1 pseudogene is annotated in these 428 nt (G+C 27.6%); it reads right to left on the bottom strand.

The window, feature by feature from the left end:
• Positions 1 to 157: 157 nt before the first annotated feature.
• Positions 158 to 428, bottom strand: a pseudogene (locus LS72_RS10605) (TraC family protein); the annotation flags it as partial.

The raw sequence follows: 428 nt of genomic DNA on the forward strand, positions 1-428 counted from the left end.
AAAGGTATAATGCTTACTAAAAACCTCTATTAGTATAAGCATAAAAGATAAGATAATTAAACATAGAATAAAAATAGAAAGTATGGGTTTGGTGTTAATATTGTTTTCTTTAAAAATGCTCTTTAAGGTATTTAATGCTTTATTTGGCAATATTTTACTACTCACCCATTTCCTCCATTGCTATAATCTTTTTAATAGCCTCACCAACTTCTAATCCCTTATCGGTTAATTCTTTTATCTTTGCCTTATCTTTTGGGTCGGTTGTGGTTAAATAATAGAAGAATCTATCCATTACAAGTCTATAAGGAATTTTTATCTCCTCAGGTGTGATTAAAAGAAGTTCTGAATATTGTCCTTTGGTAGTAGTAATAGATTTCAATAAAGCTTTTTCGTATTCTGATAGATTAAATAAATTAGAATTAATTAGC

The sequence above is a fragment of the Helicobacter apodemus genome, from assembly GCF_000765745.2.
In the GTDB taxonomy this organism is placed as follows: Bacteria; Campylobacterota; Campylobacteria; order Campylobacterales; family Helicobacteraceae; genus Helicobacter_D; species Helicobacter_D apodemus.